The organism is Paracoccaceae bacterium (assembly GCA_012103375.1).
Lineage (GTDB): Bacteria > Pseudomonadota > Alphaproteobacteria > Rhodobacterales > Rhodobacteraceae > WLWX01.
In genome coordinates this window covers 2,432,563-2,458,626 of sequence record WLWX01000001.1, presented here as the reverse complement: position 1 = coordinate 2,458,626, position 26,064 = coordinate 2,432,563, and the positions used below count along the sequence as shown (strand labels likewise).

25 protein-coding genes and 2 pseudogenes are annotated in these 26,064 nt (G+C 60.4%); 10 read left to right on the top strand and 17 right to left on the bottom strand.

Features of this window, described 5'->3' with window-relative positions; genetic code table 11:
- Window positions 1-214 precede the first annotated feature (214 nt).
- The 11 genes from GKR99_12560 to GKR99_12510 form a co-directional block, all read right to left on the bottom strand.
- The gene (locus GKR99_12560; GenBank protein ID NKB28332.1) at window positions 215-1,249 is read right to left on the bottom strand and encodes a hypothetical protein; all 1,035 of its coding nucleotides are present in this window, start codon (window positions 1,247-1,249) and stop codon (window positions 215-217) included.
- Window positions 1,246-2,001 carry a hypothetical protein gene (locus GKR99_12555; protein ID NKB28331.1) on the bottom strand — a complete coding sequence of 252 codons (756 nt, stop codon included), beginning with the start codon at window positions 1,999-2,001 and terminating at the stop codon, window positions 1,246-1,248. The genes GKR99_12560 and GKR99_12555 overlap by 4 nt, the downstream gene beginning before the upstream one ends.
- A 1-nt stretch (window position 2,002) precedes the next feature.
- Window positions 2,003-3,070 carry a hypothetical protein gene (locus tag GKR99_12550; GenBank protein ID NKB28330.1) on the bottom strand — a complete coding sequence of 356 codons (1,068 nt, stop codon included), beginning with the start codon at window positions 3,068-3,070 and terminating at the stop codon, window positions 2,003-2,005.
- 10 nt (window positions 3,071-3,080) lie between these two features.
- Window positions 3,081-4,496, bottom strand: a complete 1,416-nt coding sequence (locus tag GKR99_12545) for a membrane-bound O-acyltransferase family protein (protein NKB28329.1) — start codon at window positions 4,494-4,496, stop codon at window positions 3,081-3,083.
- Window positions 4,496-6,004 carry a hypothetical protein gene (locus tag GKR99_12540; GenBank protein NKB28328.1) on the bottom strand — a complete coding sequence of 503 codons (1,509 nt, stop codon included), beginning with the start codon at window positions 6,002-6,004 and terminating at the stop codon, window positions 4,496-4,498. Before GKR99_12540 ends, GKR99_12545 begins: the two co-directional genes overlap by 1 nt.
- Window positions 5,964-7,469 (bottom strand): mannose-1-phosphate guanylyltransferase/mannose-6-phosphate isomerase, encoded by a 1,506-nt coding sequence (locus GKR99_12535; protein ID NKB28327.1) that lies wholly within the window; start codon window positions 7,467-7,469, stop codon window positions 5,964-5,966. Before GKR99_12535 ends, GKR99_12540 begins: the two co-directional genes overlap by 41 nt.
- Window positions 7,400-8,506 carry a hypothetical protein gene (locus GKR99_12530; GenBank protein NKB28326.1) on the bottom strand — a complete coding sequence of 369 codons (1,107 nt, stop codon included), beginning with the start codon at window positions 8,504-8,506 and terminating at the stop codon, window positions 7,400-7,402. The genes GKR99_12535 and GKR99_12530 overlap by 70 nt, the downstream gene beginning before the upstream one ends.
- A 22-nt stretch (window positions 8,507-8,528) precedes the next feature.
- On the bottom strand, window positions 8,529-9,959 hold the full coding sequence (locus tag GKR99_12525) for a glycosyltransferase (protein ID NKB28325.1): 1,431 nt from the start codon (window positions 9,957-9,959) through the stop codon (window positions 8,529-8,531).
- A gap of 41 nt (window positions 9,960-10,000) precedes the next feature.
- Complete coding sequence (locus GKR99_12520; protein ID NKB28324.1) at window positions 10,001-11,320, bottom strand: nucleotide sugar dehydrogenase; 1,320 nt, start codon at window positions 11,318-11,320, stop codon at window positions 10,001-10,003.
- 281 nt (window positions 11,321-11,601) lie between these two features.
- Window positions 11,602-12,560, bottom strand: a protein-coding gene (locus GKR99_12515) for an IS630 family transposase (protein NKB28323.1) whose coding sequence is annotated in 2 segments (ribosomal slippage) — window positions 11,602-12,216 and window positions 12,219-12,560 — 957 coding nt in all. Because the reading frame shifts where the segments join, the coding sequence is not laid out codon by codon here.
- Between the two features lie 338 nt (window positions 12,561-12,898).
- Window positions 12,899-13,417, bottom strand: coding sequence for a hypothetical protein (locus GKR99_12510; GenBank protein NKB28322.1), 519 nt, complete (start codon window positions 13,415-13,417; stop codon window positions 12,899-12,901).
- Between the two features lie 189 nt (window positions 13,418-13,606).
- On the opposite strand from GKR99_12510, the gene GKR99_12505 reads away from it, so the two are divergent.
- A complete protein-coding gene (locus GKR99_12505) occupies window positions 13,607-13,909 on the top strand; it encodes a hypothetical protein (GenBank protein NKB28321.1) in 303 nt (100 codons plus the stop codon).
- Here GKR99_12505 and GKR99_12500 read toward each other — a convergent pair.
- Both GKR99_12500 and GKR99_12495 read right to left on the bottom strand, forming a co-directional pair.
- Window positions 13,864-14,346 (bottom strand): low molecular weight phosphotyrosine protein phosphatase, encoded by a 483-nt coding sequence (locus GKR99_12500; protein ID NKB28320.1) that lies wholly within the window; start codon window positions 14,344-14,346, stop codon window positions 13,864-13,866. The two genes, GKR99_12505 and GKR99_12500, sit on opposite strands and share 46 nt — an antisense overlap.
- Window positions 14,343-14,768: a hypothetical protein gene (locus GKR99_12495; GenBank protein ID NKB28319.1), complete on the bottom strand. Its 426-nt coding sequence runs from the start codon at window positions 14,766-14,768 to the stop codon at window positions 14,343-14,345. Before GKR99_12495 ends, GKR99_12500 begins: the two co-directional genes overlap by 4 nt.
- Window positions 14,769-14,936: 168 nt before the next feature.
- On the opposite strand from GKR99_12495, the gene GKR99_12490 reads away from it, so the two are divergent.
- The 8 genes and pseudogenes from GKR99_12490 to GKR99_12455 all read left to right on the top strand — a co-directional run bounded on the left by GKR99_12490 (window position 14,937) and on the right by GKR99_12455 (window position 21,906).
- Window positions 14,937-15,845: a hypothetical protein gene (locus GKR99_12490; protein NKB28318.1), complete on the top strand. Its 909-nt coding sequence runs from the start codon at window positions 14,937-14,939 to the stop codon at window positions 15,843-15,845.
- A gap of 298 nt (window positions 15,846-16,143) precedes the next feature.
- A complete protein-coding gene (locus tag GKR99_12485; protein NKB28317.1) occupies window positions 16,144-17,328 on the top strand; it encodes an acetylornithine/succinylornithine family transaminase in 1,185 nt (394 codons plus the stop codon).
- Window positions 17,258-17,821, top strand: a complete 564-nt coding sequence (locus GKR99_12480) for a GNAT family N-acetyltransferase (GenBank protein ID NKB28316.1) — start codon at window positions 17,258-17,260, stop codon at window positions 17,819-17,821. Before GKR99_12485 ends, GKR99_12480 begins: the two co-directional genes overlap by 71 nt.
- A 113-nt stretch (window positions 17,822-17,934) precedes the next feature.
- Complete coding sequence (gene argF, locus GKR99_12475) at window positions 17,935-18,861, top strand: ornithine carbamoyltransferase (protein ID NKB28315.1); 927 nt, start codon at window positions 17,935-17,937, stop codon at window positions 18,859-18,861.
- A gap of 122 nt (window positions 18,862-18,983) precedes the next feature.
- Window positions 18,984-19,574 carry a hypothetical protein gene (locus GKR99_12470; GenBank protein ID NKB28314.1) on the top strand — a complete coding sequence of 197 codons (591 nt, stop codon included), beginning with the start codon at window positions 18,984-18,986 and terminating at the stop codon, window positions 19,572-19,574.
- Between the two features lie 118 nt (window positions 19,575-19,692).
- Window positions 19,693-19,980: a transposase gene (locus tag GKR99_12465; GenBank protein ID NKB28313.1), complete on the top strand. Its 288-nt coding sequence runs from the start codon at window positions 19,693-19,695 to the stop codon at window positions 19,978-19,980.
- Window positions 19,926-20,822, top strand: a complete 897-nt coding sequence (locus tag GKR99_12460) for an IS3 family transposase (GenBank protein NKB28312.1) — start codon at window positions 19,926-19,928, stop codon at window positions 20,820-20,822. Before GKR99_12465 ends, GKR99_12460 begins: the two co-directional genes overlap by 55 nt.
- Before the next feature lie 125 nt (window positions 20,823-20,947).
- A pseudogene (locus GKR99_12455) lies at window positions 20,948-21,906 on the top strand (IS630 family transposase).
- 12 nt (window positions 21,907-21,918) lie between these two features.
- Here GKR99_12455 and GKR99_12450 read toward each other — a convergent pair.
- The gene (locus tag GKR99_12450) at window positions 21,919-22,587 is read right to left on the bottom strand and encodes a hypothetical protein (GenBank protein ID NKB28311.1); all 669 of its coding nucleotides are present in this window, start codon (window positions 22,585-22,587) and stop codon (window positions 21,919-21,921) included.
- Between the two features lie 181 nt (window positions 22,588-22,768).
- Here GKR99_12450 and GKR99_12445 point away from each other — a divergent pair.
- Window positions 22,769-23,727 (top strand): annotated as a pseudogene (locus tag GKR99_12445) (IS630 family transposase).
- Between the two features lie 120 nt (window positions 23,728-23,847).
- Here GKR99_12445 and phoB read toward each other — a convergent pair.
- The 3 genes from phoB to GKR99_12430 are packed head-to-tail and all read right to left on the bottom strand — an operon-like array spanning window position 23,848 to window position 26,057.
- Window positions 23,848-24,519: a phosphate regulon transcriptional regulatory protein PhoB gene (gene phoB, locus GKR99_12440; GenBank protein ID NKB28310.1), complete on the bottom strand. Its 672-nt coding sequence runs from the start codon at window positions 24,517-24,519 to the stop codon at window positions 23,848-23,850.
- Window positions 24,519-25,235, bottom strand: a complete 717-nt coding sequence (phoU, locus tag GKR99_12435) for a phosphate signaling complex protein PhoU (protein ID NKB28309.1) — start codon at window positions 25,233-25,235, stop codon at window positions 24,519-24,521. Before phoU ends, phoB begins: the two co-directional genes overlap by 1 nt.
- A gap of 9 nt (window positions 25,236-25,244) precedes the next feature.
- Window positions 25,245-26,057 (bottom strand): phosphate ABC transporter ATP-binding protein, encoded by an 813-nt coding sequence (locus GKR99_12430; protein ID NKB28308.1) that lies wholly within the window; start codon window positions 26,055-26,057, stop codon window positions 25,245-25,247.
- Between the last annotated feature and the right edge of the window lie 7 nt (window positions 26,058-26,064).

The window sequence follows — 26,064 nt, the reverse complement described above, 5'->3', positions numbered from 1 at the left end:
CCGACGTCGTGACAAGCGGTTGGTCACACCGGCCCGAGGCTGCGGCAATCAGCTGATTGTGTTGAAAAACTCCGTTTTAGGGCCTGAACGATGATTTTTCTTTCCATGCAGCCCGATCCTAAATTTTTGGCGCGGGGGTCGGCCCAAATCGCCTACATGCGCTCACGCGCAGCCATGCGCTGTCTCGTGGTCAAAGCTTTCCGACTATTTCGCTTCATAGGTTTTCGCAAGAAATCCGCGACGCTCTGATTTCGGAGTTTTTCAACACAATCAGCTCTTCAATATGGCCCGGGCCGTATTGCGCGAGGTTATTATAGATCGGGTTTTCCCAGATCAGGAATTGCGGGCGGCTCTCGGCGAATTCGGTCGACGTCAGATAGGATGTAATGGCACCGAATTGATTACCGCCAGTGATTGCGTAGTTGACGATGTTCAGGCCCGAGTATTCCGAAAGGAAGCCAGCGAAATTATTGATATCGGAATCCGAAAAAGATGTCCCGACCAACACCGCCTGGGGCGCGGCTTGATCTGATCCGAATATATCCAGTGATTGCGAATCTCCATCCGTTTGCGCCGCCACTTCCCGGGTCAGGAAAGACATTGTCGCAACTGGCGGCAATTCATCGCGACAGAAAACCTGCAACGCACGCCGCATGCCGGAAAACGCAACCTCGCGCCCCCGTTCGATGGTCTCGAAATTCTTCGGGGTGGTGTTCGCGTAATTCGGATCGGCCACAATTGTTTTGGCAATTTCTTCTGCTGCCAGCCTTGCACCTTCGGGCGTCCAGTGGAAATCCGCACGAAAGAACGGAGGATTGTCGGCCCCTGCCCCCTGCAGGGCCGTTTGGATATCGGGCGCGGCGACGCCACGCGAGCGAAGGCGCGCGATGATATCCTGATAAACCGCACCGGCCGAATTAACGTCATAGCTGTATTCAGCCGACCGCGGCGGCAGGTAATCCGGCATCGCCTGACTTTTGGACGGGATGGTGACGTAAATTAATGTCGTCCCCCCCGCGGCCAATTCACGGGACAGACGTTGCAGCTGATCTGCAACCTGATCGGTCAGCGGATGCTGCATGCGCAGATCGGCGAAAGTGCGAAAGAAGAACCCGTCCCGCCCTTCGATCGACGGCATCGTGTTGGAAAACTCATGCCCGCTGCATGCAAAATTGCTGGCACTGGCCGCGCAGGCGCTTAGCGTCAGGCCGATAAGCGGGGCAATTGCCCGGGTGCAAAATCGGTTCATGCCTGCTCCTCCTCTTCTATCTTGGGTGTTGTCTGGGCGAGCGTGGCAGGCGCCGGTCCAAGGCTGCGCAACAGGTTTTCGGCAGTTACCCGGGCGGCCAAATCATCGCTGGCGACGGCAATTCCCAGATACTTTCGCGCCGCCGGGAACCCCTGTTCGCGATCCTCGCCGTCCAGCAGGAAATGCGTCGCCAGTTTCAGGGCCGCCCCGGCATTCTGATTGTTGGCGGCGATGGTCAGATAGCGCCGCGATTCCGCCGGATCTTGGCCAAACGGCTGGCCACCCTCATAGAATTCAGCCATAATCAGCGCCATCTGCGTGTCGCTTTGTGCGCGTGTATTCAATGCGTTACGGGCAATGGCCAAGGTCTGTTCCGAAAACGTGACGTCATCGCGGCGCAGGAACTTCGTTATGGGCAGATAGGCATAATCCAGCCCGTCATTCGCCGCCTGTACGAAGTATCGCAACGCCGCCTCATCACCTCGCCCGCTCAGCCTGCCGGCATAATTATAGGCCGCAAGCCCGTCGCCCGACCCTGCGAGTTTCACCAGATCCGCATCGCTCACATCCGCACGCGCGACCATGCGGGCGCGGATGTCTTTCAGTTCCAGTGCCAGCGCTTCTTCGGGTGTAACCACCTCCGCCACCGGGGCGGTTTCTATCTTCTGACCGGTGATCTGGCCGAATATATTCGTGCCCGCACAGCCCGGTAATGTCAGGGATAAAATTGTAAGCAACAGAATGCGCCGCATATCAGACATCCCTCTGCGCGTCGTGGGATTGCCAAAGATCCGGGTCGGACAAATAGCGTACCGGGAATTCCCAAATCACATAGCGTGGTGCGGATGCGGCCAATTCGGGGCTGTTCAAATAGGCGCGCATTGGCGCAACCGGCCCCTGCCCTTCGGTCGCCAGATTGAGCACATCACGCGACAACAACAGTTTCAAGGCCTCGGCAAAACTCCAATCCGTATTCGCGCTGTAGGAGGTTCCGATCAGGACTGTATCAATACTGTCCGCACCGAAAATGCTGATATTGGCATCCGGTTTGGACACCGCGTCAAACGGAATAATAACCTCGGGCCGCAATCCCACAATCGGGGCCAATACGTCCGAAGTCACGAATGAAACCAAATCGCCGGTCAAAGTTTTTTCGACTTGTGCGCGTCTGAAATAATCGGCGTCGCCCTGTGGGATCAGCTCGGCGTTCGCAATTGCCCTTGCAACTGCTGTGGCCCCGAACGGCGTCCAATGCGTGTCAGTAGAAAGGAAGGTCTGCTGAGTGGAATTCCCTTGAAGTAATACCGGACGGATATCGATGTGCGCAATGGCTTGACGATCCAACGCGGCCAGAAAGCCATCATAAACGCCGCGAATTTCCGGGGATAGATCGCCGCTGAACCTGCTGTACACGTCCAGCTTGCCCGGAACCGGCACCAGGATCAGCTGCGTGCCGTGTTGCCTAAGGCGCTGACCAATCGTGTTTATTTCTGCCGCTGCGGTGTCAAGATCGCCCCCGAAAGGCCCGGCTTCTTCTTGTGTGAACAACCAGCCATTGTCACCGGTGATGACGCCGCTGCGCCCCTCACCAATCAGCACATAGCGTGCCGCGCCAATTAACCCGACCGAGATTTCGCGGTGCGGCAGGCTATCCACATATGCGGTGTCAATTTCGCTGGCGACGCGCCCTTTCAGGAACGCCACCTGATCAAGATCGACCCGAAGATCTCCGGTTTGCAGGAAATTGATATTCGCAATCAGCGAATAGCCAAGGAATGTTGCGGGCAATAAAAACCGACAGAGTTTCAGAAACCTTTGCATCGCGCCGCCCCTAGAACTGGAAATACAGAAATGGCGAGAAATTCTGCTCGGCCAGTTTCATGATGGTGAATGTCGCAATCCCGGTTATTGCGACAGACGGCACCAACGTATTGGCAAGCGTCAGTGTGCCATCCGGCGCAATCTGGCTGCGTGCAGGTGGATGAACCCACGACTCTGCGATGACGACCAATATGCCGATGCCAACAAACAGCAGGCTTTCACGCGTTATCTGCATTGCGATTTCCACCGGAATGCCGCCGCCATTGAAACCCAGCATTCCGGAATAAACGCCGAACGCAATTCCAAGCGTTTCCGCACGGAACACAACCCAGCCGATCAGCACGACCAGCAAAGTCGAGATCAGCGCCATTGCACCGCTGCCCTTGTCGCGGCCCGTCGCACGCTCCAACGCCAGCCATCCACCGTGCCATGCACCCCAGACCAGAAACGTCCAATTCGCCCCGTGCCAGAACCCGCCCAGCAGCATCACGGTCATCAGGTTCACATAGGTCCGCGTGGTGCCCAGCCGGTTGCCGCCCAGCGGGATGTAAAGGTAGTCGCGCAGCCAGACTGACAGGCTGATATGCCAGCGCCGCCAGAACTCGGTGATCGAGCGGCTGATGTAGGGGCGGTTGAAGTTCTCGGTGAACCTGAACCCCATCATCATGCCAAGGCCGATGGCCATGTCGGAATAGCCCGAGAAATCGAAGTAAAGCTGTAGCATATAGGCAACCGCGCCAATCCAGGCCAAAGGCATAGACGGATCGGTGGTTGAGAATGCCAGGTCCGCCAAAGGTGCGACGGCATCCGCCAGGATCACTTTCTTGGCCAGCCCGATGGCAAAGCGCCTCGCCCCGTCAGTGAACATCTGCGCAGAATGGGTCCGCGCCTCGAACTGGTGGGCCAGATCCTTGAACCGCAGGATCGGCCCGGCGATCAGCTGCGGGAACAGCGCGATGAACGCAGCGAAATCAAGGAAGCTAACCGTCGCTTTGACGTCTTTTCGATAGACATCGACGAGATAGCTAATCGACTGAAAGACATAGAACGAAATGCCGATGGGCAGGATCAACCGCCAGTGGATGCCAAGGCCGCTCGCGTCGGTTCCAACCAGTGCGGCAAGGCTGTCGACAAAGAAATTGAGGTATTTGAAGACGCCCAGCACCGCCAGGCACCCGGCGACCCCGATCCCACAATAAAGCCGCGCCCGCGGCCCGTCCAGATTGCGGCGGATCAGCAGCCCGCAGCCATAAGTCCACAAAGTCGTCAGGATCAGCAGGCCCAGGAAATCCACGCGCCACCAGCCGTAGAAGGTGTAAGACCCCAGCAGGATCGTCGCCGATTTCCACCGCGTTGGCGTCAGGTAGTACAGCGCCAGGAACAGCGGCAGGAACAGGAACAGAAAGCTTTCAGAGGAAAAGACCATCAGACGCCCCCGCATTCCGGTTGCGCGGCAAAATCCGCCGGGGCGATAAGATAGCCATCCTGCCCGCCCTGCTGGCGCGCCGTCAGATAGCCGACCGTGTGAACGCCCAGATCGCCTGAGAACAGGCGCGGGTATTGCGCCTCCAGCCGGTTGCCGGTCATCTGCAACCGCCCGGCGGTGGCGCCGCGAACCCTTTCTCCGTTATCGGCGATCAGATTGCGGGTTACGTCTGTCTGCCAGCCGGCTTCCTGCCCGGCAATGCTCAGGCCGGCGGCGCGGTTGAAGGCGATGATATTGTCAACCAGCGTTGCGTTCACCACCCGGTCCAGCCCGATACCGGGGCCGCCGTTGGCGACGATCAGGTTGCCGGATATGGCAATGCAGGCACCGCGCTGAATGCGCATGGCCCCGGCGCCGTTCAACGCAATCGTATTGTCGGCAAAGGTCAGATCGGCGCTGTTTCGGTCGATCAGCGCGCCTGAATTTGCGCCTTGTGCCAACAGGTTACCAGCGACGAGCGCGCCGGTGGAATTCGCCGTGATCCGCAGCGCCTGAAGCCCGCGCGTCCCGGTGATCCGGTTGTCGGCAATCACCGGGCTCTGCGCCTCGGCCACGAACAACCCGACGCCACGACTGCCAAGGATACGGTTGCCGATCACCTGGCTGTTGCTGGTGCGGATCAGGCTGACCGGCCCGGAATCGCGGATCGTCGTATCGCGAATGGAGGAGGCACTCTGCGTGCGAAACAGCCCGCCGTTGACGACGCTCAACCCGCTGTAAGGCCCAGCATCTGCCGATCCAAGGCCGTGCATCTGGGCCCCCGTCACCTGCATACTGCCGGTTCCGGCGGTCAGGACGAAGGGGCGAAAGGCGTCCGGCGCATCCACCCACGGATCACTCGCCCAGATCCGGGCGGCGCCGATGCGCATCCGCCCGAAATTCAGCAAAAACGCACCACTTTCCGAGGTCATCTGAACCTCGGCCCCGTCGGGCAGGATCAGCTCGGCATCTTCCCAGACGATCAACGGGCGGGTCAGGGTGACGTGATTGCCATCTGCAAGGATACCCGGCGCACCCGCTGCATCGGCCATCGCGACAACCTGATCCAGTGTCGCCGACCCGGCGCGCAGGATCACCGCGTCAGTCTGGCCGTTTTGCGCCGCGATCACCGCCAATTGCTGGTTTGCGCCCGCATAGATCGCCAGTTTTGCCAGCGCGACCCGCAGGTTCAGGGATGAAACCTGGGGTGTTCCGGCAAGCGGCACCATTTTGGCCACACCCGCAGCCGGGCGTTTCGGCGCATCCAGGCCGAACACGGTGCGCATCTCGCCCAGCCGCTGCGCCAGCACCTCTGGCCTTTCGTCAGCCATCGCAACCAACCCGGCCCGCGCCGCGCCCAGATCAGGCCCGGCCACCGCCGCCGCGCCGGACAGCATCAGCGCCAGCGGCACCCAAAGGGCGCGCGCTTTACGCATGCGCCAACACCGGCCCGGTTGGAACCACGCCATTCAGAATCGTCAGCAGGATCGCCTGAAACGGCTGGGTCGAGGCGTTGCGCAATGGCAGGCACAGATCGGCGGCCACGCTGATCGTATCCCCGGATGAGATCGATTTTTCCGCCCCACCCTCTTGATACGCGCCCTGCCCCGAGATCACCGCCAGCAGGCTTGGCCCCTCTCCGGTGCCATTCAGCATCATCGTCGCGTCGGGGCGCACCGTGACCATCTTCATCCGATACTCATCGGCCGAGGACAGCGCCTCGATACTGCCCCAGCTTAGATCGCGCAGCTTGTGTGTGGTCACCTCGCAGCGATTTTGATCCTTCAGCCGGTCAACGATGGATTTCACCATCTGCGCGTTCTGCTGATTGGTCACCAGAACCGCATCCGGCGTGTCCACAACGATCACATCCTCCATCCCCACCACAGCCACCAGACGATCATCGCCATGGATCAGAGAGTTCTTCGTGTTGAGCGAAATCACATCGCCATTGGTGACATTCCCATCACCACATTTGTCCGAGATTGCATGGACCGAGGTCCAGGCCCCGACGTCGTTCCAGTCGATATGACAGACCGGCGCCAGCGCCACGGCGTCCGAGCGTTCAAAGACCAGCCGCTCGGTCGGTTCGGCGCGGGCTTGGGTGAATGTGGCTTCGTCCAGAAGAATGTGATCGTCGCACTGTTCAGCTGATGAAACCGCACGAGAGACGGCGACAAAGCTCTCAGGCTCAAGGCGCGCAAACTCTCCGATCAGGGTGTCGGCGCGGAACAGGCTGATGCCCGACGCCCAATATGCACCCCCGGCGGACAGCAGGGCCTCGGCCTCGGACAAGGGGGGTTTTTCGACGAATTGCAACACCCGGTGCAGACCGGGATAGACATCAAAACTGCCCCCGTCGGTGATATAGCCATAGCCGGTTTCGGCATAACGCGGCATGATCCCGAAGGTGATGATCCGCCCGTCGTCGGCTGCCTGCGACATCGCCGTGACCGTGCTGTTCAGATCGCCCTTGATGACGTGATCTGAAGGCAGCACCAGAAGTTGCGCTTCGGGATCATGCCTGATCACACTCAGCGCGGCGGCCAGAACCGCCGGGCCGGTATTGCGCCCCACGGGTTCGGCAATCACATGGCCGTCGATCTGAAGCTGCTCCAACTGGCGCCGCACAATCGTGACATGACGCGCGCTGGTCACCACGATGGGCGCACAGAACTGTGCCCCACGATGGCGCTGGATCGTCGCCTGAAAGTAACTCAGGCTGTCCTTGCCCGCCGTGGGCTGAAACTGCTTGGGCTGTTCGACCCGGCTGAGCGGCCACAGGCGCGACCCCATGCCGCCGCACAGTACCAGCGGATAGATCCGGGGCCGGTCATTGGCCGCGACCCGCGGCAGATCGCCGATCATGTGGCGGCCCCCGTGCGCATCCGGTGCACCAGACCTGCAACCGCCTGGAACGGCGCAAAAATCCATGGCGCCGGTTTATGGATCCGAAGCCGGACGACCTGCCCGACCTGATCGGGATCAAGGGTGGTGTCAGGCGTCAGCGTCACCGGGATCAGGGCTTTGTCGCCCTCGCCCGCCACATCATGCTGCTGGTTCGTGTCCAGCATTGCGCGCAGCGAGTCGCCGTTGGCCAACGTCAATTCGATATGATGCGCAGCGGCCAGATCATACAGCAGTTCCGGCGGGACATTGGCCCCGACCGCGATGTCTTCCACATCCTGCGCCAGATACAACACCGGCTCCCCCGCCAACACGGTCGAACCCTTTTCGACCCCCGCGAGGGTCGCCGCACAATCGCACGGCATCGCAATGCTCAGCGTCTCGCCCGAGGTTGCGCGGATCGCAAAAGCAATCTCTCCGGCGGCGGCGGCGGCGGCGAGGTTGAGGTAGTCGATCTGCCCGGAGCTGACTGCGCGCAACGTCTCGCCCGATTGCATCACATAGGCCGGGGTCGGCACCGCGATGGAATAGGCGCGTTGATACAGCAGGCTGGTCGCCCCGATGACCAGCGCGACGCTGGCCGCGATGGTGGCGGCGGTGCCCAGTTGCTTGTGCTTTCGCGCCGCCGCCGGGTTCGCGGCCGAGGCGGGCTTGTCACCGCTGCCCGCCGTCGACGCCACACCAATCGTGCCCCCAAGCGAGATCAGATCGCCCGCGACATAAGAATTCAGGATATGGCGCAGCTGCGGCAGATGCTCTCCCGTTGGGTCCGCGAACGCGATCCGCACCTTGCCCTGGCCCCCGTCCGCCTCGCTGACCGTGGCATTGACCAGAAGGCCGACGCTGAAGCCCGAAAACGCGAAAGCCAGTTTGACCAACCGGCTTTCCCCGGCAAGCTGGGGATCCAGCAGGCCGGTGGCAAAGGCCTCGACCAGTGATATCCCGGTGCCCTGAAACCTGCGCCCGTCAACATCCGCCGTGAATGGAATGTCGAACATCGGGTGGTCATTCGCGGCCCCCAGATCGGGCGGCTGCTGCGCGGCGGTTGATGTGGATTTGTCCATTCTTTTGTCCCTCGATTGGTCGTCACAGAATGCCGGTGAGAAAGAAGATCCCGAAGGTCAGCCAGCCAAGCGCCAGGCAATGCGCAAACAGCGACGATGCCCCGCGCATGCGCGCCCCGATCGCGGTCGCAAAGCCGCCGGAACGCCCGCCTGACTGGCGCGTCCAACGCTGGCGATCCAGGCGGAACAGCACATAGCTTTTGACGCTGGCCCCGACGATCTGACCGAAATACAGCAGGAACGGATAGGTGATCGGAAAGCCGCCGCCACGGAACAGCGACAGCACCGCGCAGAACACATAGCGGGTGAACATCACCCAGGCCGCATAGGCCGGCAGCACCCAGGGTTCGATGAACAGTGCCGTCAGCAGAACACCAATCGGCCCGGCCAGCGTGGTCCAGATCGCCAGTCGCTGATCCATCAGCGACCACCAGGTGAAATAGCCGATATCGCGCGCCGGAAGCGCCAATGCCCGCCCGTTGGTGCGCAGCATGTTGCCAAACCAGCGGATCATCAGGGTGACGGCGCTGTCCACGAACCCGGGCCGCGGCTGAGTCTCCATCGAGACCGAGGCGACATCGGGCAGGTACACCATCCGATAGCCCGCGCGCAGCAGCCAGAACCAGGTTGACTTGTCGTCTCCGGTCAGGAAATCGACGCGACCCAAACGCCAATGTTCGATGAAATCGTGCTGGATCAGGCGGATGAAGTCCGGCGTGGTCGCCAGATCGGCGCGGAAGACGGACATCCGGCCCGTCAGGGTCAAGACGCGCTCGGACAAGCCCATCGACAACATCATCATCTGCCGCTGGGTGAAGCGCAGCGCGAACCAGTCGCGGAACATCGGGGCGTTCGCAATCTCGACCCGCTCGTCCGTGGTCAGTGCGCCGACGCGCGGGTCGGTGAAGAACGGGGCAGTGCGCGCCACGATGTCCTCTGGCACACAGCTGTCGCCATCGACGAAAATCACCACGTCGCGGCGCGACGGCGATTGGCGCAAAATCAGGCGGAGCGAACGTGCCAGCGCATCGCGCTTACCCGTCCCCGGTATCTGATCCAGGATCAGCGTCACCCCCGACCCGTCCATCGGCATCGTGTCGAATATCCGCTGGATCAGCCGCGCATCTGCCGTTTCGACCACCGAGGCAACAATGGTCGCCCCACCGGGAGAGTTCAGCGCCGCCTGAAATATCGACCGATAGACGCGGCGCGTTGTTTCCGCCTCGATCTTATAACTGGTGGTCAGGAAATAGGCATGCGCCGGATGGGTCCGCGCGTTATATGCCCCCTCGGCCCGGGCGCGGCGGCGCGGATAGACCATGTTCAGAAACAACGCCGCGCGCAGAAAATTCGTCGCAGCCCAGCCATAGCGCCAGATACCAATCACCCCGACCACCACCAGCACACCCTGCGCATTGCCAAGTGCCGAATGCGGCAGGCTGAACGCCAGCATCGCACAGACCGCCAGATAGGCCGCATGTTGGGCGACTGTGATCACCAGCAGATCCCCTGGTACTGGCCATTGCTGGTCAGATTGGGGTCCAGCCGCGCCAGATCGATCAGCTTGCGACTGCCAATCGCGGCATTGAGGGGCGCCAGCGTTTCCGAGTATCTATTGCCGACCAACAGAATTTCAGAACGGTCAATCAGCCCTTCAATTGTCGGTTCCAACCGGCTTTGCAGATCGGGGACAAAATCGTTCCCACGCCCCGCCGCCGCCTGATCTTTGGCATAGGCGGAATTCACGAAGGGGTCATAAACCCGCACGTCAATTCCACGCCCAATCAGCCGCGATGCCAATTCCGCCAACGGACTTTCACGCAGGTCATCGGTGCCCGGTTTGAAACTGATCCCAACCATTCCGACAGTTGCGGCATCGGTCATTTCCACCATGGCCTCGGCACGTTCAATCTGGGCACGGTTTGCCTCGATCACGGCGTCCAGCATGGGCGATGCGACGTCCTTGGCCCGCGCCACCTGGCGCAATGCGCGCACGTCCTTGGGCAGGCATGAGCCGCCAAAGGCAAAGCCAGGGCGCATGAAATGGGATGAGATATTGACCTTCTGATCCGAACACAGAATACCCATGACCAATTGCCCATCCAACCCATTGGCCTTTGCGATATTTCCAATCTCATTGGCGAAAGTAACCTTGACCGCACGCCAGGAATTAGAGGTGTATTTCACCATTTCTGCCGTGCGCAGATCGACTTTGTGAATTTGGCACGGAAGATCGGAATTAAGGTCTGACAGCAGTTTTTGGGTACGTTCTTCCAATGCACCAAAAACAATCAGCCCCGGATCATAATAATCCGCGATTGCTGTGCTTTCGCGCAAAAACTCGGGGTAATAGCCGACACCGAAATCAAGACCCGCGATCAGATCAGATGCGGCCTCCAACGTTGGAATGCAGATCTGCTCCATCGTTCCCGGCACAATTGTGGACCGGACAATAACCGAATGATACTCGGATTTATCGCGAATGGCATTGCCGATATCGTCACAAACTGCGGTGACGTATTTCAATCCCACTGAACCATCCGGTTCACTGGGTGTTCCGACGCAAATAAACGAAGCCTCGGTGTCCATAACCGCCTGCTTCGCATCGGTGGTTGCCTTCAACCGACCGTTTTCAACCGTTTCCGAAATCAGTTCATCAAGCCCATTTTCCACAATCGGAGACAGGCAATTATTCAGCGCCTGAACCCGAAAGGGATCAATATCCACCGCAATAACGTCGTGCCCGTCACGCGCCAGGCATGCCGCTGAAACCACGCCGACGTAGCCAATTCCAAAAACCGATATTTTCGCCATCCCGCAAATGTCCCGCTTTTATTTTTCCGGATCACGAGTTGCGCCCGGTTGTTGCAGAACGGTAATGTTTTCGCGACCAGACTTGGAAGTCAGAATTACCCGCAGGCGGTGTAGGGGATCGGTACAGAGCTGTCAGCAAAACTGGCGATTACGTCGCATTTCAACTGAATTTCGGGATATGTTGTAGGGTTTTTCAGAGAAGTTGATCGCCCTATGCGGGTGTTTTACGCCGATTGGATTTGTGCAATTCGGCGAATTGTCGCCGCTAAAGCGTTTCGACATTAACCTGAGACATATCCGGCGGCCTTAAAGTAGTTCCAGCATTCTACTGGGTCGTAGAGATCGCAGATTGCTCCGATTGCTTCGAAGACCTGGGTAAAGGACCTGGCCCCGATCCGTCGCAAATGGGCTTTCAGTTTAGAGAAGGCCTGCTCGATGGGATTCAGGTCGGGCGAGTACGGTGGCAGGTAAAGGAACCAGCAGCCGTGATTGCGTAAAGCCTGCGTCGCCTCCTTATTCCGGTGGGTTGCCAGGTTGTCGAGAATGACGACAGTGCCGGGGTTGATCTCGGGGACCAGCACTTCGCGGATGTAGGCCGCGAAGGCGGGGCCATCTATCGCTCCCTTGATGACCCAAGGTGCGATCAGCGCGCCTTGGGTCAGGCCCGCGATCAAGGTTTGGGTTCCCCAGCTTCCGAAGGGCGCATCCATCGTCAGGCGCTTACCGCGCTTGGCTCTGCCGCGTAGGCGCGTGAGGTTTGTCTTCACTGCGGTTTCGTCAATAAAGACAACGCGCTCAGGAAAGGTCGCAATGGCTGGCGAGCGGTATCTGAACCAGTCGGCCCGTTGCTGCCTTACCTTGGCGCGGCGGCGCTCGGTTGCGACCAGCGACTTTTTTTGTACGTGAAGCCGAGCCGGGACAGAAGGTTGGCGATGGAGGAGTGATGCACCCGCACACCCTCTGCATCGGCCAGCGCATTACGCAACTCAAAGAGCGTGATGTCAGGGTCTTGTGCGATCAACTCCTCAAAGAATTCCCGATGCGGAGCCAGCTTTCCCTTGCCGCGCGGCGGTCCCTGCCGGGCAGGTTCCGCATGACCCTTCATCCTCACCTGACGCGCCCACCGCGCGCCTGTGGCAGGCGACAGCTTCAACCGCAACGCCGCCGCGCGCCCGCTCAACCCTTCTTCAATGTATCTCTGAAACCGTATCCGAAGCGCAGATGGCAAAGGTGCTGACATGATCCATCCTCCCAAACAGGATGAATCACAGATCAGGTCTCAAGGGAATCCCTCGCGATTCAGGTTCAAGCCGAAACGCTTTAGTCGTCAACTATCCCGGATCTGCCCACCTCGAACCGACGCCAGACCGGTGGGGCCGGTCCGGCGTGCGCCCTGCGCCTGCGGCGCGCTCCGGGCGCAACCCATCCCTGTAGCGATTCAGATAATCTGAATTGTGCTTTGATTTGGTTCCAATTCAAAAGGCGTCATGAATTTGAGCATCGCAACCACCTGCGTAGTATGAGGCTGCAAATCGTAAACGCCTTGCCATCGTAGGGCGGGGCTCACCCCACCACCCTCTACCCCCGCAGCACCGCCGTCACCGCGCCCAGCATTGCGCCGCCGATTGCGCCCAAACCCAGCCGCATGGCGATATGCGCGGTGCCCTCGGTCGGGCCGACCAGTGCCTCGCCCAGGTTCAGGGCCACCATGGCGAGGATCCAGCCGAGGGTGCTGCGCAGGATCCAGTCCGGCGCGTTGGGCTTTGCGCCCGGCCATTGCAGCACCCCGATTGCGGCGCCGATGGCGGCCCCGAAGATGGCGGCGTCACGGGCCTGGGACAGTAGCGTTGCAGTGCCGAGGATGTCTGTCGACCGCAGGGTCACCGTCCACAGCCAGCCCAGCGCCAGGACCAGCATCGTGGCCAGCACCCACAGCAAGCCTCGGCGTGGCCGCAGCGCCCACCACAGGCCGACCCAGATCGCGATCATCGTGTCGGCGGCCCCGGCCTGCCATGTCAGGCGGAAGATCGCGGGGACCGACGCGTTGGCGATGGCCAGTCCGGCGGCATTGGCGGCAATCCATCCTGGCGTATTCATCAGCGGTCCCTTTTCGTTGCGCGGCCAGTCAGGACGCAGCGGGGGGCGATTGTCCATGGGGGCGGCGGGGTGATCACCAAGCTATGATCGCTGCAACCGGGGATTGTTGTCGCAGCAAGGTGAATTGCGCGCGCCGATCAATCCTGCCATACAGCGCCCCGGATGTGCGCCGGTTTGGCTGAGAGTACGATGCGACCCCTTCTGATCCTGTCTTCTTTTCTGATCCTGGCCCCCACCCTCAGCACTGCTGAGGCTGTGCGCCGCGCCTGTCTTGCGTCCGAACGGCAGGCGGCCGCGCCACGTCTGTGCAAGTGCATCCAGATCGCCGCGGATGCCACCCTTGACCCATCAGGCCAAGCACTGGCCGCCAGTTTCTTTGCGGACCCGCATCGCGCGCAGGAAATCCGGCAATCGAAGCAGCGTGGCCATGGTGAATTCTGGGAGCGCTACAAGGAATTCTCGGCCCTGGCCAAGGCGTTCTGCGCCAGCTGATCCAGAAGTCCGGTGGCGGCGCCCTCGATCAGGTTCAGCGCCTGCTGATAATCGCCGGTGTAATAGGGGTCAGGCACGTCGACGCGGCCCGTTCCGGCCACGAAGTCCAGCATCAGGCAGACGGGTGTGGTGCAATCCGTCGGGCGCAGGGTTTCGATCCGCGCCGCATTGTCCCGATCCATGGCGATGATCAGGTCGAATTCGAAGAAATCACCGGCGGTGAACTGGCGGGCGCTGAGGGAACTCAGGTCAACGCCCCGCTGCGCCGCCGCAGCGACGGCGGGCGGATGGGGCGGCGCCCCGATATGCCAGTCACTGGTTCCGGCGCTGTCCACGTCGATCTTCTGGCCGCGCCGGGCCGCAAGCGCACGCGCAACTCCTTCGGCCGTGGGCGAGCGGCAGATATTGCCCAGGCAGACAAACAGGATCCGGTTCAGCGCAACACCCCGCGGACCGCCATGCGGCGGGCATAGACGGCCAGAAACGCACCGACCAGCAGGATCGCAGCCGAGAAGATGGCCGCTTCGGGACCCATTAGATCACTCATCGAGACATCGGCCAGCAAGAAATTGTGCACGGCAGTGGCGACGATGCAGAACAGCGAAATCCAGAACAGCAGCACGGCAAGGCGGGATCTGAATACCAACAACAGAGAGCCCGCAACAGCGAACCAGACCGCGATGGCCCAGCAGGCCACGACCCAGGTGGGGAAGGTATTGAAGTAGTCCAACTGCTCGGGCGTGAAATTGGACATATAGGGGGTCCAACGCAATTGTGTCGCGGAATAGTCGAACGCGCCCATGGCGTTCCAGAGCAGTGACAGGATTGCGATAAGCCAGAAATGCCAAGGGGTTTTCATGGGGGCTCCTTTTCAGCGGCAAGGTCTGATGGCTGGCAGTCTAACACGTGGCTGATTGTTGGCCAAACCACCGCTGTCCGTTGCACCGGCGCGCGCACCCTCAGGGCCTGTGGGCTTGACGTGGGGGCATCGGTCGTGCTCGGCTAATATTTTCACTCGGAGGATTTCATGAAGCGCCTGGCCATTGTTATGTCGCTGCTGATTGCCCTGGGAACCGGTGCGCCGGGCCGCGCCGATGCACAGATTTACGTGTTCACCAATGATTGCGACGGTTCGGTCCTGGCCGCGCGATTGGCCGCAATTTTTTCGGGGGAAATTCTGGGACGGCGTCAGGTAAATGATATTCTGTTCAGGCCGGTATCCTCGGCTCCCAACCGCGTCCTGGAAGCGGGCGAAGCGTCTCGCATGACCTTTGAAGTGCACCCGCTTTGCTCCAAAGAATCGCTCGGCGGTGATTTTTGCAGCGCCGTGCAGCCTTATGACATGAGCCTGCGTCACATGGTCGGCAATCGCTTCCCCGAGGCATTGCACAGCGGCACAGAACAGCGAAAAACCCGCGTCGGAGAACAGCTGTGCTCGGTTTCGCGGAACATAACATTCCAGTTTCGTGCGCCGGTCCTCGAAAAAGACCGGGCCAACCCGGGTCCGATAATGGTCACTGCCGGGCTGTGCCCGCCGAATGCAAAGCTGGATTGCGAGGTGCACCGCGTACGTGTCGCGCCTAGAGACCCGAATGCGGGCTGGGAAGTCGCGCGCCTTTGGCAGGTGACACAGCGCATCCGGGCCAAACAGGCATTTACGCTCAGCACCAGTGTCGTGAACAATTCCAGTACGGCGTCGTGGCCCGGTGCAGAGGTGACGATTTGGCTGTACCCGCCCGCAAGCAACACTCCTTCGAGGTTATCGCGCATTGCGCTGCCCCGCATTCAAAGCGGACAGGCGCATGGGATGCACGTGAACCTGCCAGGCAACAGATCCGGGCGACATCTCTATCAGGCCTGCTTCAGTGGCACGCCCAATGCGTCGCACGCAGACTCGCTTTGTGGTCCGCGCACCCGGATTGAAATCAAACCCTGATGCGTTCTTAGGCTTTCAATCAGCAAATTGCCAATTTCGAATACGATTTCTGATCCCCGGCCACTCAAACTCAACGCGAAGCGCAAATAGCCACGCCGGCCCCTCTTGCAATATTCGCCGGAGGTGATACCCAACTCCGCCATGACAACGCGCACCAAATACCGACGCCTCCGACGCTGAGGCCGAAGCGGACCAGACGCGTCCGATCCTGCGCATTTGCGCTTCTCCTATCTGTTGATTTGACTTCGCCCCTCTGCCGCTGGCACGATTTGAGGGCGTCCTGCCGAGGAATACTATCATGATCCCGTCAATCCTGCCGACCTACAACCGCGCCAACCTCAGCTTCGAAAAAGGCGAAGGCGCCTGGCTGATCGCGGCGGACGGGACGCGATATCTGGATCTTGGCGCCGGGATTGCGGTGACCGCGCTGGGCCATGCGCATCCGGCGCTGGTCAAGGCGCTGACGGATCAGGCGGGGGCGTTGTGGCATACCTCGAACCTCTATCAGATCCCCGAGCAGCAGAAGCTGGCGGATCAACTGGTCGAGGCGACCTTTGCCGACACGGCGTTCTTCACGAATTCAGGGACCGAGGCGGCAGAACTGGCCGTCAAGATGGCGCGGAAATACTGGGCGGCAAAGGGAGATCCGGACCGGGTTGAGATCATCGCTTTTGGCGGGGCGTTCCATGGGCGTTCAACGGCGGCGATATCTGCTGCCGGGTCGGCGAAGATGACCGATGGGTTCGGCCCGATGCTGCCCGGTTTCACGCATCTGCCGTTCGGGGACCACGACGCATTGCGCGCGGCGATCAGCGACCGCACGGCGGCGGTGATTGTGGAACCGGTGCTGGGCGAAGGCGGCATCAAGGTGCTGCCCGATGCCTGCCTGAAAGGCTTGCGTGACCTGTGTGACGAAACCGGCGCGCTGATGATCCTGGACGAAGTGCAATGCGGCATGGGCCGCACCGGGCGGCTGTTTGCCCATGAATGGGCGGGGGTCAGCCCTGATATCATGATGGTGGCCAAGGGCCTGGGTGGGGGGTTCCCGATCGGGGCCCTGCTGGCGACCGAAAACGCCGCACAGGGCATGGTCGCAGGCACCCACGGGTCGACCTATGGCGGCAACCCGCTTGGCTGTGCGGTCGCAAGTGCGGTGATGGACATCGTCGCGGATGAGGATTTCCTGGCCGAGGTGCGGCGCAAATCCGGCCTGCTGCGCCAGAAGCTGGAAGGGCTGGTCGCCGCCCACCCTTCGGTCTTTGCCGCTGTGCGCGGGACCGGCCTGATGCTGGGGCTGGAATGCGTCGCGCCGAACACGGACGTGGTTCAGGCCGGATACGGCGCGCATGTCCTGACGGTTCCGGCAGCCGAGAATGTGATCCGCCTGCTGCCCGCGCTGACGATCAGTGACGATGAAATCGCCGAGGCGGTCTTGCGCCTCGACTCCGCCGCGACAACACTGGCAGGTGCCGATGCTGCGTGAATACCGCTTTCAACGCGCCAAGCGCGACGATCTGGACATGCTGGAGCACTGGCTGAGTGAGCCGCATCTGGCCGGTTGGTGGGGTGACACGGATCGTGAGATCGTGCTGATCGATGAAGAGATTGACGGCGGCCCGACGGATATGCGGATTGTCTGGACGACGGGGCCGAATGCCGCGCCATTCGCCTTTGTGCAGGATTATCCGGTTCAGGCCTATGATGCGCCGCAATACGCCGATGCGCCCCACGCGGCGCGCGCACTCGACACCTTTCTGGGCGATCCGGCCTATCTGGGTCAGGGCCACGCCAAAGCCTATCTGCGCCAGCGCGCGCGCGAGTTGATTGCCGGCGGCGCGGGCGGCGTTTTCGTTGATCCTGATCCGCGCAATAAACGCGCCATCGCCGCCTATTCTGCCGCCGGGTTCCGACGTGTCAAAACCGTCCCTTGCGAAGACGGCGATCCGGTTCTGGTGATGGAATACTGCCCGCATTAGACGCGAACCCTCTTCCTGCATCTTCTTGTCCCAAATATCCTCGGGGGGGGATTTGGCCGTCAGGCCAAGGGGGGCAGACAGCCCCCGCCACCGAGCAACGAAAGAACACAGCCATGCCTGACTTCCTCGACATCCACAAAACCGCACCTGACGCGCTGCGGGGCATCATCGACCAGGCAGCGGCGATGAAAACCGCGCGCGCGGCCCGTCCCAAGGGCACCCTTGACGACGACCAGCCGCTGGCCGGGCAGATGGTCGCGCTGATCTTCGAAAAGCCTTCGACCAGAACACGGGTCAGTTTTGATGTCGGTGTGCGGCAGATGGGCGGGCAGGTGCTGGTGCTGAACGGCTCGGAAATCCAGCTTGGTCATGGCGAAAGCATCGCTGACACCGCGCGGGTTCTGTCCCGCTTTGTCGATCTGATCATGATCCGCACGTTTGAGGAATGCAAACTGCTGGAATTGGCCGAACACGCCACCGTGCCGGTCATCAACGGGCTGACGGATCGCACGCATCCCTGCCAGATCATGGCCGACATTCAAACGTTCGAGGAACATCGCGGCCCGATCCGGGGCAAGAAGGTGGTCTGGGCCGGGGATGGCAACAATGTCTGCGCCAGTTTCCTGCATGCCGCCGGGCGCTTCGGGTTCGACCTGACCTTCACCGGCCCGGAGACCCTGGATCCGGACCCCGCATTTGTCGAACAGGCCCGCGGCGAAGGCGCGACGGTGACCATCGAACGCAACGCGGCGCGTGCCGTCGCAGGGGCCGATCTGGTGGTGGCTGACACCTGGGTCTCAATGCATGACGCGCCCAATGTGGCCGAGCGGCGGCACAACCAGCTGTCGCCCTACCGTGTTGACGAAGCCTTGATGGCCGCCGCGGGGCCGCAGGCCCTGTTCATGCACTGTCTGCCCGCCCACCGCGGCGACGAGGTCACCGACGCGGTGATGGACGGCCCCCAATCGGTGATATTTGACGAGGCGGAAAACCGCCTGCATGCGCAGAAAGCGATTATGCGTTGGTGTCTGGGGGTTTGAGGTTTGCGACCGGCGCAGCCGCCAGGCGCGCCGTTTGCACCGGCCCGGATCAATGCGCTTTTTCTTGCCTTGTGGGCGCGCGCCGTTAATCATAGGGCGGGGCGGGATTTTCAGGTGAGCAGATGGCCGAAAGTGTAACGAGTGTTCCCGACAATACGGGTGCGTCAAGGGTAGCAATTCTGGCCGGGGTCATCTCGGGCGCAGTTGGCACGGCGCTGTTTCAGGCGCTTTTGCCGCTGACCGGTGCCAGCAGTATTCTTGAAATCCTGATCATGGTGATCCCGGTCGGCGTCGTCTTCGGGGTGACAATGGCCTGGCTGGGGCGGCGTTATGGCGGGTTCGGGCCGGTCTGGGCATCACTGATGATCCTGGCCGCTCCGCTGATTTATTACATGGCCGTGATGCTGGCCGCGCAGGTCTATAGCCTGGCGAATGATTTCGGGGTGCGCAACGCCTCGGTCGCGTTGGCGCTTGCGGGGGCCTGTGCCGGGGCTGCGGCGCTGTTGCTGGTAACGATGCTGCGCCGCAGGCGGGTGTTGGCCGGGGCCGCCATGGTGGTCGTGATCTCGGCCATTGCCGGTGCGCTGGCGCTGGTGTTCGGGTTCTCTGATCAAGGCGGCAGCGTGATCGGCTATTTCATCATCCACGTGGTCTGGCGGGCCGCGTTTCTAAGCACGTTCCTGTTCACCCTGACGTCAAGCGAGCAGCGTTGATGTAACTGTCACCGCCCGGAGGGTGCTCGCGGCAAGCCGCGTGATCTCTCGCACGCTCGCCCCTGTCCTTCCCCCCTAAAACTGGGCCACTACATTGGTCTTGAGAGGGGAATATGTAATGGCACGGAAACGGCATTCGGACGAAGATGTATTGAAGCTGCTGCGTGAGATTGAGCTGAAGCTGACGGGAGGAAGTGACGTTGCATCGGCGTGTCGTAGCGTCGGCATCAGCGATGCGACATATTACAACTGGCGGAAACGGTTTGGTGGTATGGGACGGTCGCAGTTGTCGGAGATGCGCAGCCTGGAAAAGGAGAATGGGCGTCTCAAGAAGATCGTCGCTGAGCTTGAATTGGACAAGCTGATCCTCAAAGAAAGCCTGAACTACTTAAAGCCCAGGGCCTGACGACTGGGGAGCTCCGTCAGGCCGTTATTCATACGCGCCAAAAGCTCGCGACCTCGGAGCGGAGGACCTGCCGGGTCGTCGGTCTGGCGCGAAACTCTCTGCAATATCGACCCGCGCCAAAAGACGATGATGCTCTACGGCTCGCTTTGATCCGCCTGGCCAAGCAATATGGGCGCTACGGCTATCGTAAAGTTTCGGAACTCCTGCGCATCGAGGGCTGGCGGGTCAATCATAAGAAGGTTGAGCGTCTCTGGCAGGAAGAAGGACTGCAACTCCCGCAGCGGCACAGGAAGCGCAGACGGCTTTATCACAAGGACAGCTCGATCATTCGCCTCAGGCCGACGCATCCGAACCACATCTGGAGCATCGACTTCGTTCACGACAAGCTCAGCAATGGCCGGAGCTACAAGATGCTGACCGTTCTGGATGAGTACACCCGGCAGGCCCTGGCCGTGGAAGTTCGCAGCAGGATGGGCGCCGAAGATGTTCTGGAGGCGCTATATCCGCTGCTCCTCTGCCATGGCACGCCGGAGTATATCCGCTCCGACAACGGCCCAGAGTTCGTAGCCAAGGCGATGCAGGAGTGGTTGGTTCGCGTTGGTGTTCGACCAATTAGAATCTATCCGGGGTCCCCTTGGGAAAACGGATACAACGAGAGGTTCAACGGCACTCTCCGGCACGAGATCCTCAACGCTGAATGGTTCACAACAACGAAACAGGCACAGATCGTCATCAATCATTGGCTTAAGCAGTACAACCACACACGTCCGCACCAGGCTCTGAACATGCGACCACCAATGCCAGAAACTCTAATCAGAAATGGCCCAGAACTTGGGGGCTAGACACCCCCCCTCAGACGTCATAGATTTGTCCAATTGCAGGCCTAAAGCGTTTCGGCTTGAACCTGAATCGCGAGGGATTCCCTTGAGACCTGATCTGTGATTCATCCTGTTTGGGAGGATGGATCATGTCAGCACCTTTGCCATCTGCGCTTCGGATACGGTTTCAGAGATACATTGAAGAAGGGTTGAGCGGGCGCGCGGCGGCGTTGCGGTTGAAGCTGTCGCCTGCCACAGGCGCGCGGTGGGCGCGTCAGGTGAGGATGAAGGGTCATGCGGAACCTGCCCGGCAGGGACCGCCGCGCGGCAAGGGAAAGCTGGCTCCGCATCGGGAATTCTTTGAGGAGTTGATCGCACAAGACCCTGACATCACGCTCTTTGAGTTGCGTAATGCGCTGGCCGATGCAGAGGGTGTGCGGGTGCATCACTCCTCCATCGCCAACCTTCTGTCCCGGCTCGGCTTCACGTACAAAAAAAGTCGCTGGTCGCCACCGAGCGCCGCCGCGCCAAGGTAAGGCAGCAACGGGCCGACTGGTTCAGATACCGCTCGCCAGCCATTGCGACCTTTCCTGAGCGCGTTGTCTTTATTGACGAAACCGCAGTGAAGACAAACCTCACGCGCCTACGCGGCAGAGCCAAGCGCGGTAAGCGCCTGACGATGGATGCGCCCTTCGGAAGCTGGGGAACCCAAACCTTGATCGCGGGCCTGACCCAAGGCGCGCTGATCGCACCTTGGGTCATCAAGGGAGCGATAGATGGCCCCGCCTTCGCGGCCTACATCCGCGAAGTGCTGGTCCCCGAGATCAACCCCGGCACTGTCGTCATTCTCGACAACCTGGCAACCCACCGGAATAAGGAGGCGACGCAGGCTTTACGCAATCACGGCTGCTGGTTCCTTTACCTGCCACCGTACTCGCCCGACCTGAATCCCATCGAGCAGGCCTTCTCTAAACTGAAAGCCCATTTGCGACGGATCGGGGCCAGGTCCTTTACCCAGGTCTTCGAAGCAATCGGAGCAATCTGCGATCTCTACGACCCAGTAGAATGCTGGAACTACTTTAAGGCCGCCGGATATGTCTCAGGTTAATGTCGAAACGCTTTAATGCTGCAACTGCATCCAACCGTGCTTGATTGCATATTGAACAATTTCCTGGCGGCTTCCCAAATTCAATTTTGACGCACCGCGCGATTTATAAGTATCGACAGTTTTCGCGCTAAGATTCATTTCGCTGGCAATTTCTTTCAGCGTTTTTCCATGCGCCACCAATTTCAAAACATATAATTCCCGATTGGACAACGTGCCGTCAGACTCGGTGCGTTTGGCGTCCTTCGCACCCGACATCGCAACCGCATATGCGTCATCCAGATAGACGCCGCCATTTGCAATAACCAGAATGGCCCGCCGCATGGTTTCGATATTTGTGGTCTTTGGCAGAAAGCCGCGAAATCCGGCCTTGAAACAGGCGCGGGCCAATTCGATGGATGTGCTGGCGGAATATCCGATCAGGGTCACGCCCTCATGACCAAATGTCAGGCGCGATACCAGATCACTGGCAAGCAATTCAACCTGTTCAGGGTCAATAACGATGACGTCCGGCCTCTCGGCGCGTTGCAGCCCAAGTTCGGCCGTCGTAATCGCACTACGTGACGTGGCCACAAGATCACTGTCCTCGGACAGCAACCTGCAAAGCCCAACGCCCAGAATCGGGTTCCGGTCCAGAACCAGAACTTCCAGCGGTTTTGAGCTGTCCCACCCCAGTATCACCATTTATGTCCCTCGCCGTGTTTTGACCGGCAAGTCAACAAAGCATGGTCCTGCCATGTTTTCCCTGATCCCGCCGCGACACACACTGTCAACGCAGTCCCTAAAGCGTTTCGTCTTGAACCTGAATCGCGAGGGATTCCCTTGAGACCTGATCTGTGATTCATCCTGTTTGGGAGGATGGATCATGTCAGCACCTTTGCCATCTGCGCTTCGGATACGGTTTCAGAGATACATTGAAGAAGGGTTGAGCGGGCGCGCGGCGGCGTTGCGGTTGAAGCTGTCGCCTGCCACAGGCGCGCGGTGGGCGCGTCAGGTGAGGATGAAGGGTCATGCGGAACCTGCCCGGCAGGGACCGCCGCGCGGCAAGGGAAAGCTGGCTCCGCATCGGGAATTCTTTGAGGAGTTGATCGCACAAGACCCTGACATCACGCTCTTTGAGTTGCGTAATGCGCTGGCCGATGCAGAGGGTGTGCGGGTGCATCACTCCTCCATCGCCAACCTTCTGTCCCGGCTCGGCTTCACGTACAAAAAAAGTCGCTGGTCGCAACCGAGCGCCGCCGCGCCAAGGTAAGGCAGCAACGGGCCGACTGGTTCAGATACCGCTCGCCAGCCATTGCGACCTTTCCTGAGCGCGTTGTCTTTATTGACGAAACCGCAGTGAAGACAAACCTCACGCGCCTACGCGGCAGAGCCAAGCGCGGTAAGCGCCTGACGATGGATGCGCCCTTCGGAAGCTGGGGAACCCAAACCTTGATCGCGGGCCTGACCCAAGGCGCGCTGATCGCACCTTGGGTCATCAAGGGAGCGATAGATGGCCCCGCCTTCGCGGCCTACATCCGCGAAGTGCTGGTCCCCGAGATCAACCCCGGCACTGTCGTCATTCTCGACAACCTGGCAACCCACCGGAATAAGGAGGCGACGCAGGCTTTACGCAATCACGGCTGCTGGTTCCTTTACCTGCCACCGTACTCGCCCGACCTGAATCCCATCGAGCAGGCCTTCTCTAAACTGAAAGCCCATTTGCGACGGATCGGGGCCAGGTCCTTTACCCAGGTCTTCGAAGCAATCGGAGCAATCTGCGATCTCTACGACCCAGTAGAATGCTGGAACTACTTTAAGGCCGCCGGATATGTCTCAGGTTAATGTCGAAACGCTTTAGCGGATCATGTGGCGGAACGTTTGATTGCTGGAAACGATCCCGGATGTTCGGCGGTATTTTGCGAGTTACGTGGAACAGGCTGTGCGATTATCGGCCAGATCGCACTAGCCCAACGCATACCCGGCACCGCGCACCGTGCGGATCAGATCGGGGCCACCAAGGGCTTTTCGCAATCGACCGACATGCACGTCAACGGTTCGCGTATCCAGATCCGTGTCGCGATCCCAGACCCGCGATAGCAAATGCTCACGGCTCCAGACTCGGCCGGGGCGTTCCAGAAAGGTGGCCAGCAGACGGAACTCGGTCGGGCCCAATTGAACGACGGTGCCTCCACGGGTCACGCGGTGGGTTTCGGAATCCATGACTACGTCTTCAAATTGCAGCCGTTCACCGACCGAGGCGGGTCGAACCCGGCGCAATTGCGTGCGCACCCGCGCCATCAATTCTAACACCGAATAGGGTTTGATGACATAATCATCCGCCCCGGTTTCCAACCCCCTGACGCGGTCAACCTCCTCAGCACGCGCCGACAGCATGATGATCGGGATCGCGCGGGTTTCGACACTTGATTTCAGGCGGCGGCAGATTTCGATCCCTGACACACCCGGCAGCATCCAATCCAGCACGATGATATCGGGCGCCCCCTCGGCAACCAGCAGCAGCGCCTCGTCCCCGTCGGGGGCCTGGTCCACCGCGTACCCCTCGGCCGCCAGGTTATAGGCCAGGACTTCGCGCTGCGCCGGTTCATCTTCAACCAGCAGAACGCGCGCCGCCATCAGCCCAGCTCACTTTCTGCGACATAGGGTGTTTTGTCGCTTTTGGGCCGGGACTCATCTGGCATCGAGCCGGTCACCAGATAAATCACCTGATCCGCGATCGAGGTTACGTGATCGCCCATCCTTTCGATGTTCTTGGCGATGAAATGCATGTGGATGCAGGCGGTGATCGTGCGCGGGTCTTCCATCATGTGGGTCAGAAACTCGCGGAACAGCCCGTTATACATGTTGTCCACGTCCTCATCGCGCTGCCGCACACTTTCGGCCAGCGCAATGTCGCGACGGACATAACTGTCGAGCGCATCTTTCAGCATCAACTCCACCTCGCGCGCCATCCGGCGCAGGCTGGCGGCGGAATCATCGACGGGGGGCATCTGCACCAGCACGCTGGTCCGCTTGGCCAGGTTCTTGGCATAGTCGCCGCAGCGTTCCAGATTGCCCGAGATCTTCATCACCGTCAGCACCGTGCGCAGATCGCTTGCCGCGGGTGCGCGCAGCGCAATCAGCCGCGCCGCTTCTGTGTTGATCTGTTCTTCCAGCGCATCAATCGCCTTGTCGGCAGCCTTGATGGTGGCAGCGCGATCCTCATCCCCGTCTTCCAACGCGCGGCTGGCGCCGTGAATCGCGGCCTCGACCAGGCCACCCATCTTCATAACCAGCGCCTGAATCCCCTCAAGGTCACGGTCAAAGGCATTCGATATATGCGTGTCATTCATGTCCGTCCCCTACCCGATCCGTCCGGTGATATAGTTTTCCGTCCGCGGGTCTTGCGGATTGGTGAAAATCCGGTCGGTGTCATCATACTCCACCAGATTGCCCAGATGGAAATAGGCCGTCTTCTGACTGACCCGCGCCGCCTGCTGCATCGAGTGCGTCACGATGATGACCGCGAAATTCGCTCGTAACTCACTGATCAGGTTCTCGATCATCTCGGTCGCGATCGGGTCCAGCGCGCTGCAGGGTTCATCCATCAACAGAACCTCAGGCTCGGTCGCAACGGCCCGTGCGATGCACAGTCGCTGCTGCTGACCGCCCGACAACCCGGTGCCCGGCGCATGCAGGCGGTCCTTGACCTCATCCCAGATCGCGCCACGGCGCAGAGATTTTTCCACGATCACATCCAGATCGGCCTTGGTCTTGGCCAGCCCGTGGATCCGGGGGCCATAGGCGACGTTGTCATAAATCGACTTCGGAAACGGGTTCGGCTTTTGAAACACCATCCCGACACGGGCGCGCAGCTGCACCGGATCGACATCGCGGGCATAGATGTCGTGACCGTCAATCAGGATCGTGCCTTCCATCCGGGCGATATCAATCGTGTCGTTCATCCGGTTGATACAGCGCAGGAACGTTGACTTGCCACAGCCTGACGGGCCGATGAAGGCCGTCACGGTGTGATCCTCGATCTCGACGTTCACATCCTTGATGGCGTGGTTGTCGCCATAATAGACCTGCACGTCGCTGGCCGAAATCTTCGGCGGTTTGGTCATTTCAGCAGCCTCAGTCACCGGGCGCTCCATCATCGTTACATCATTCATATCAGAC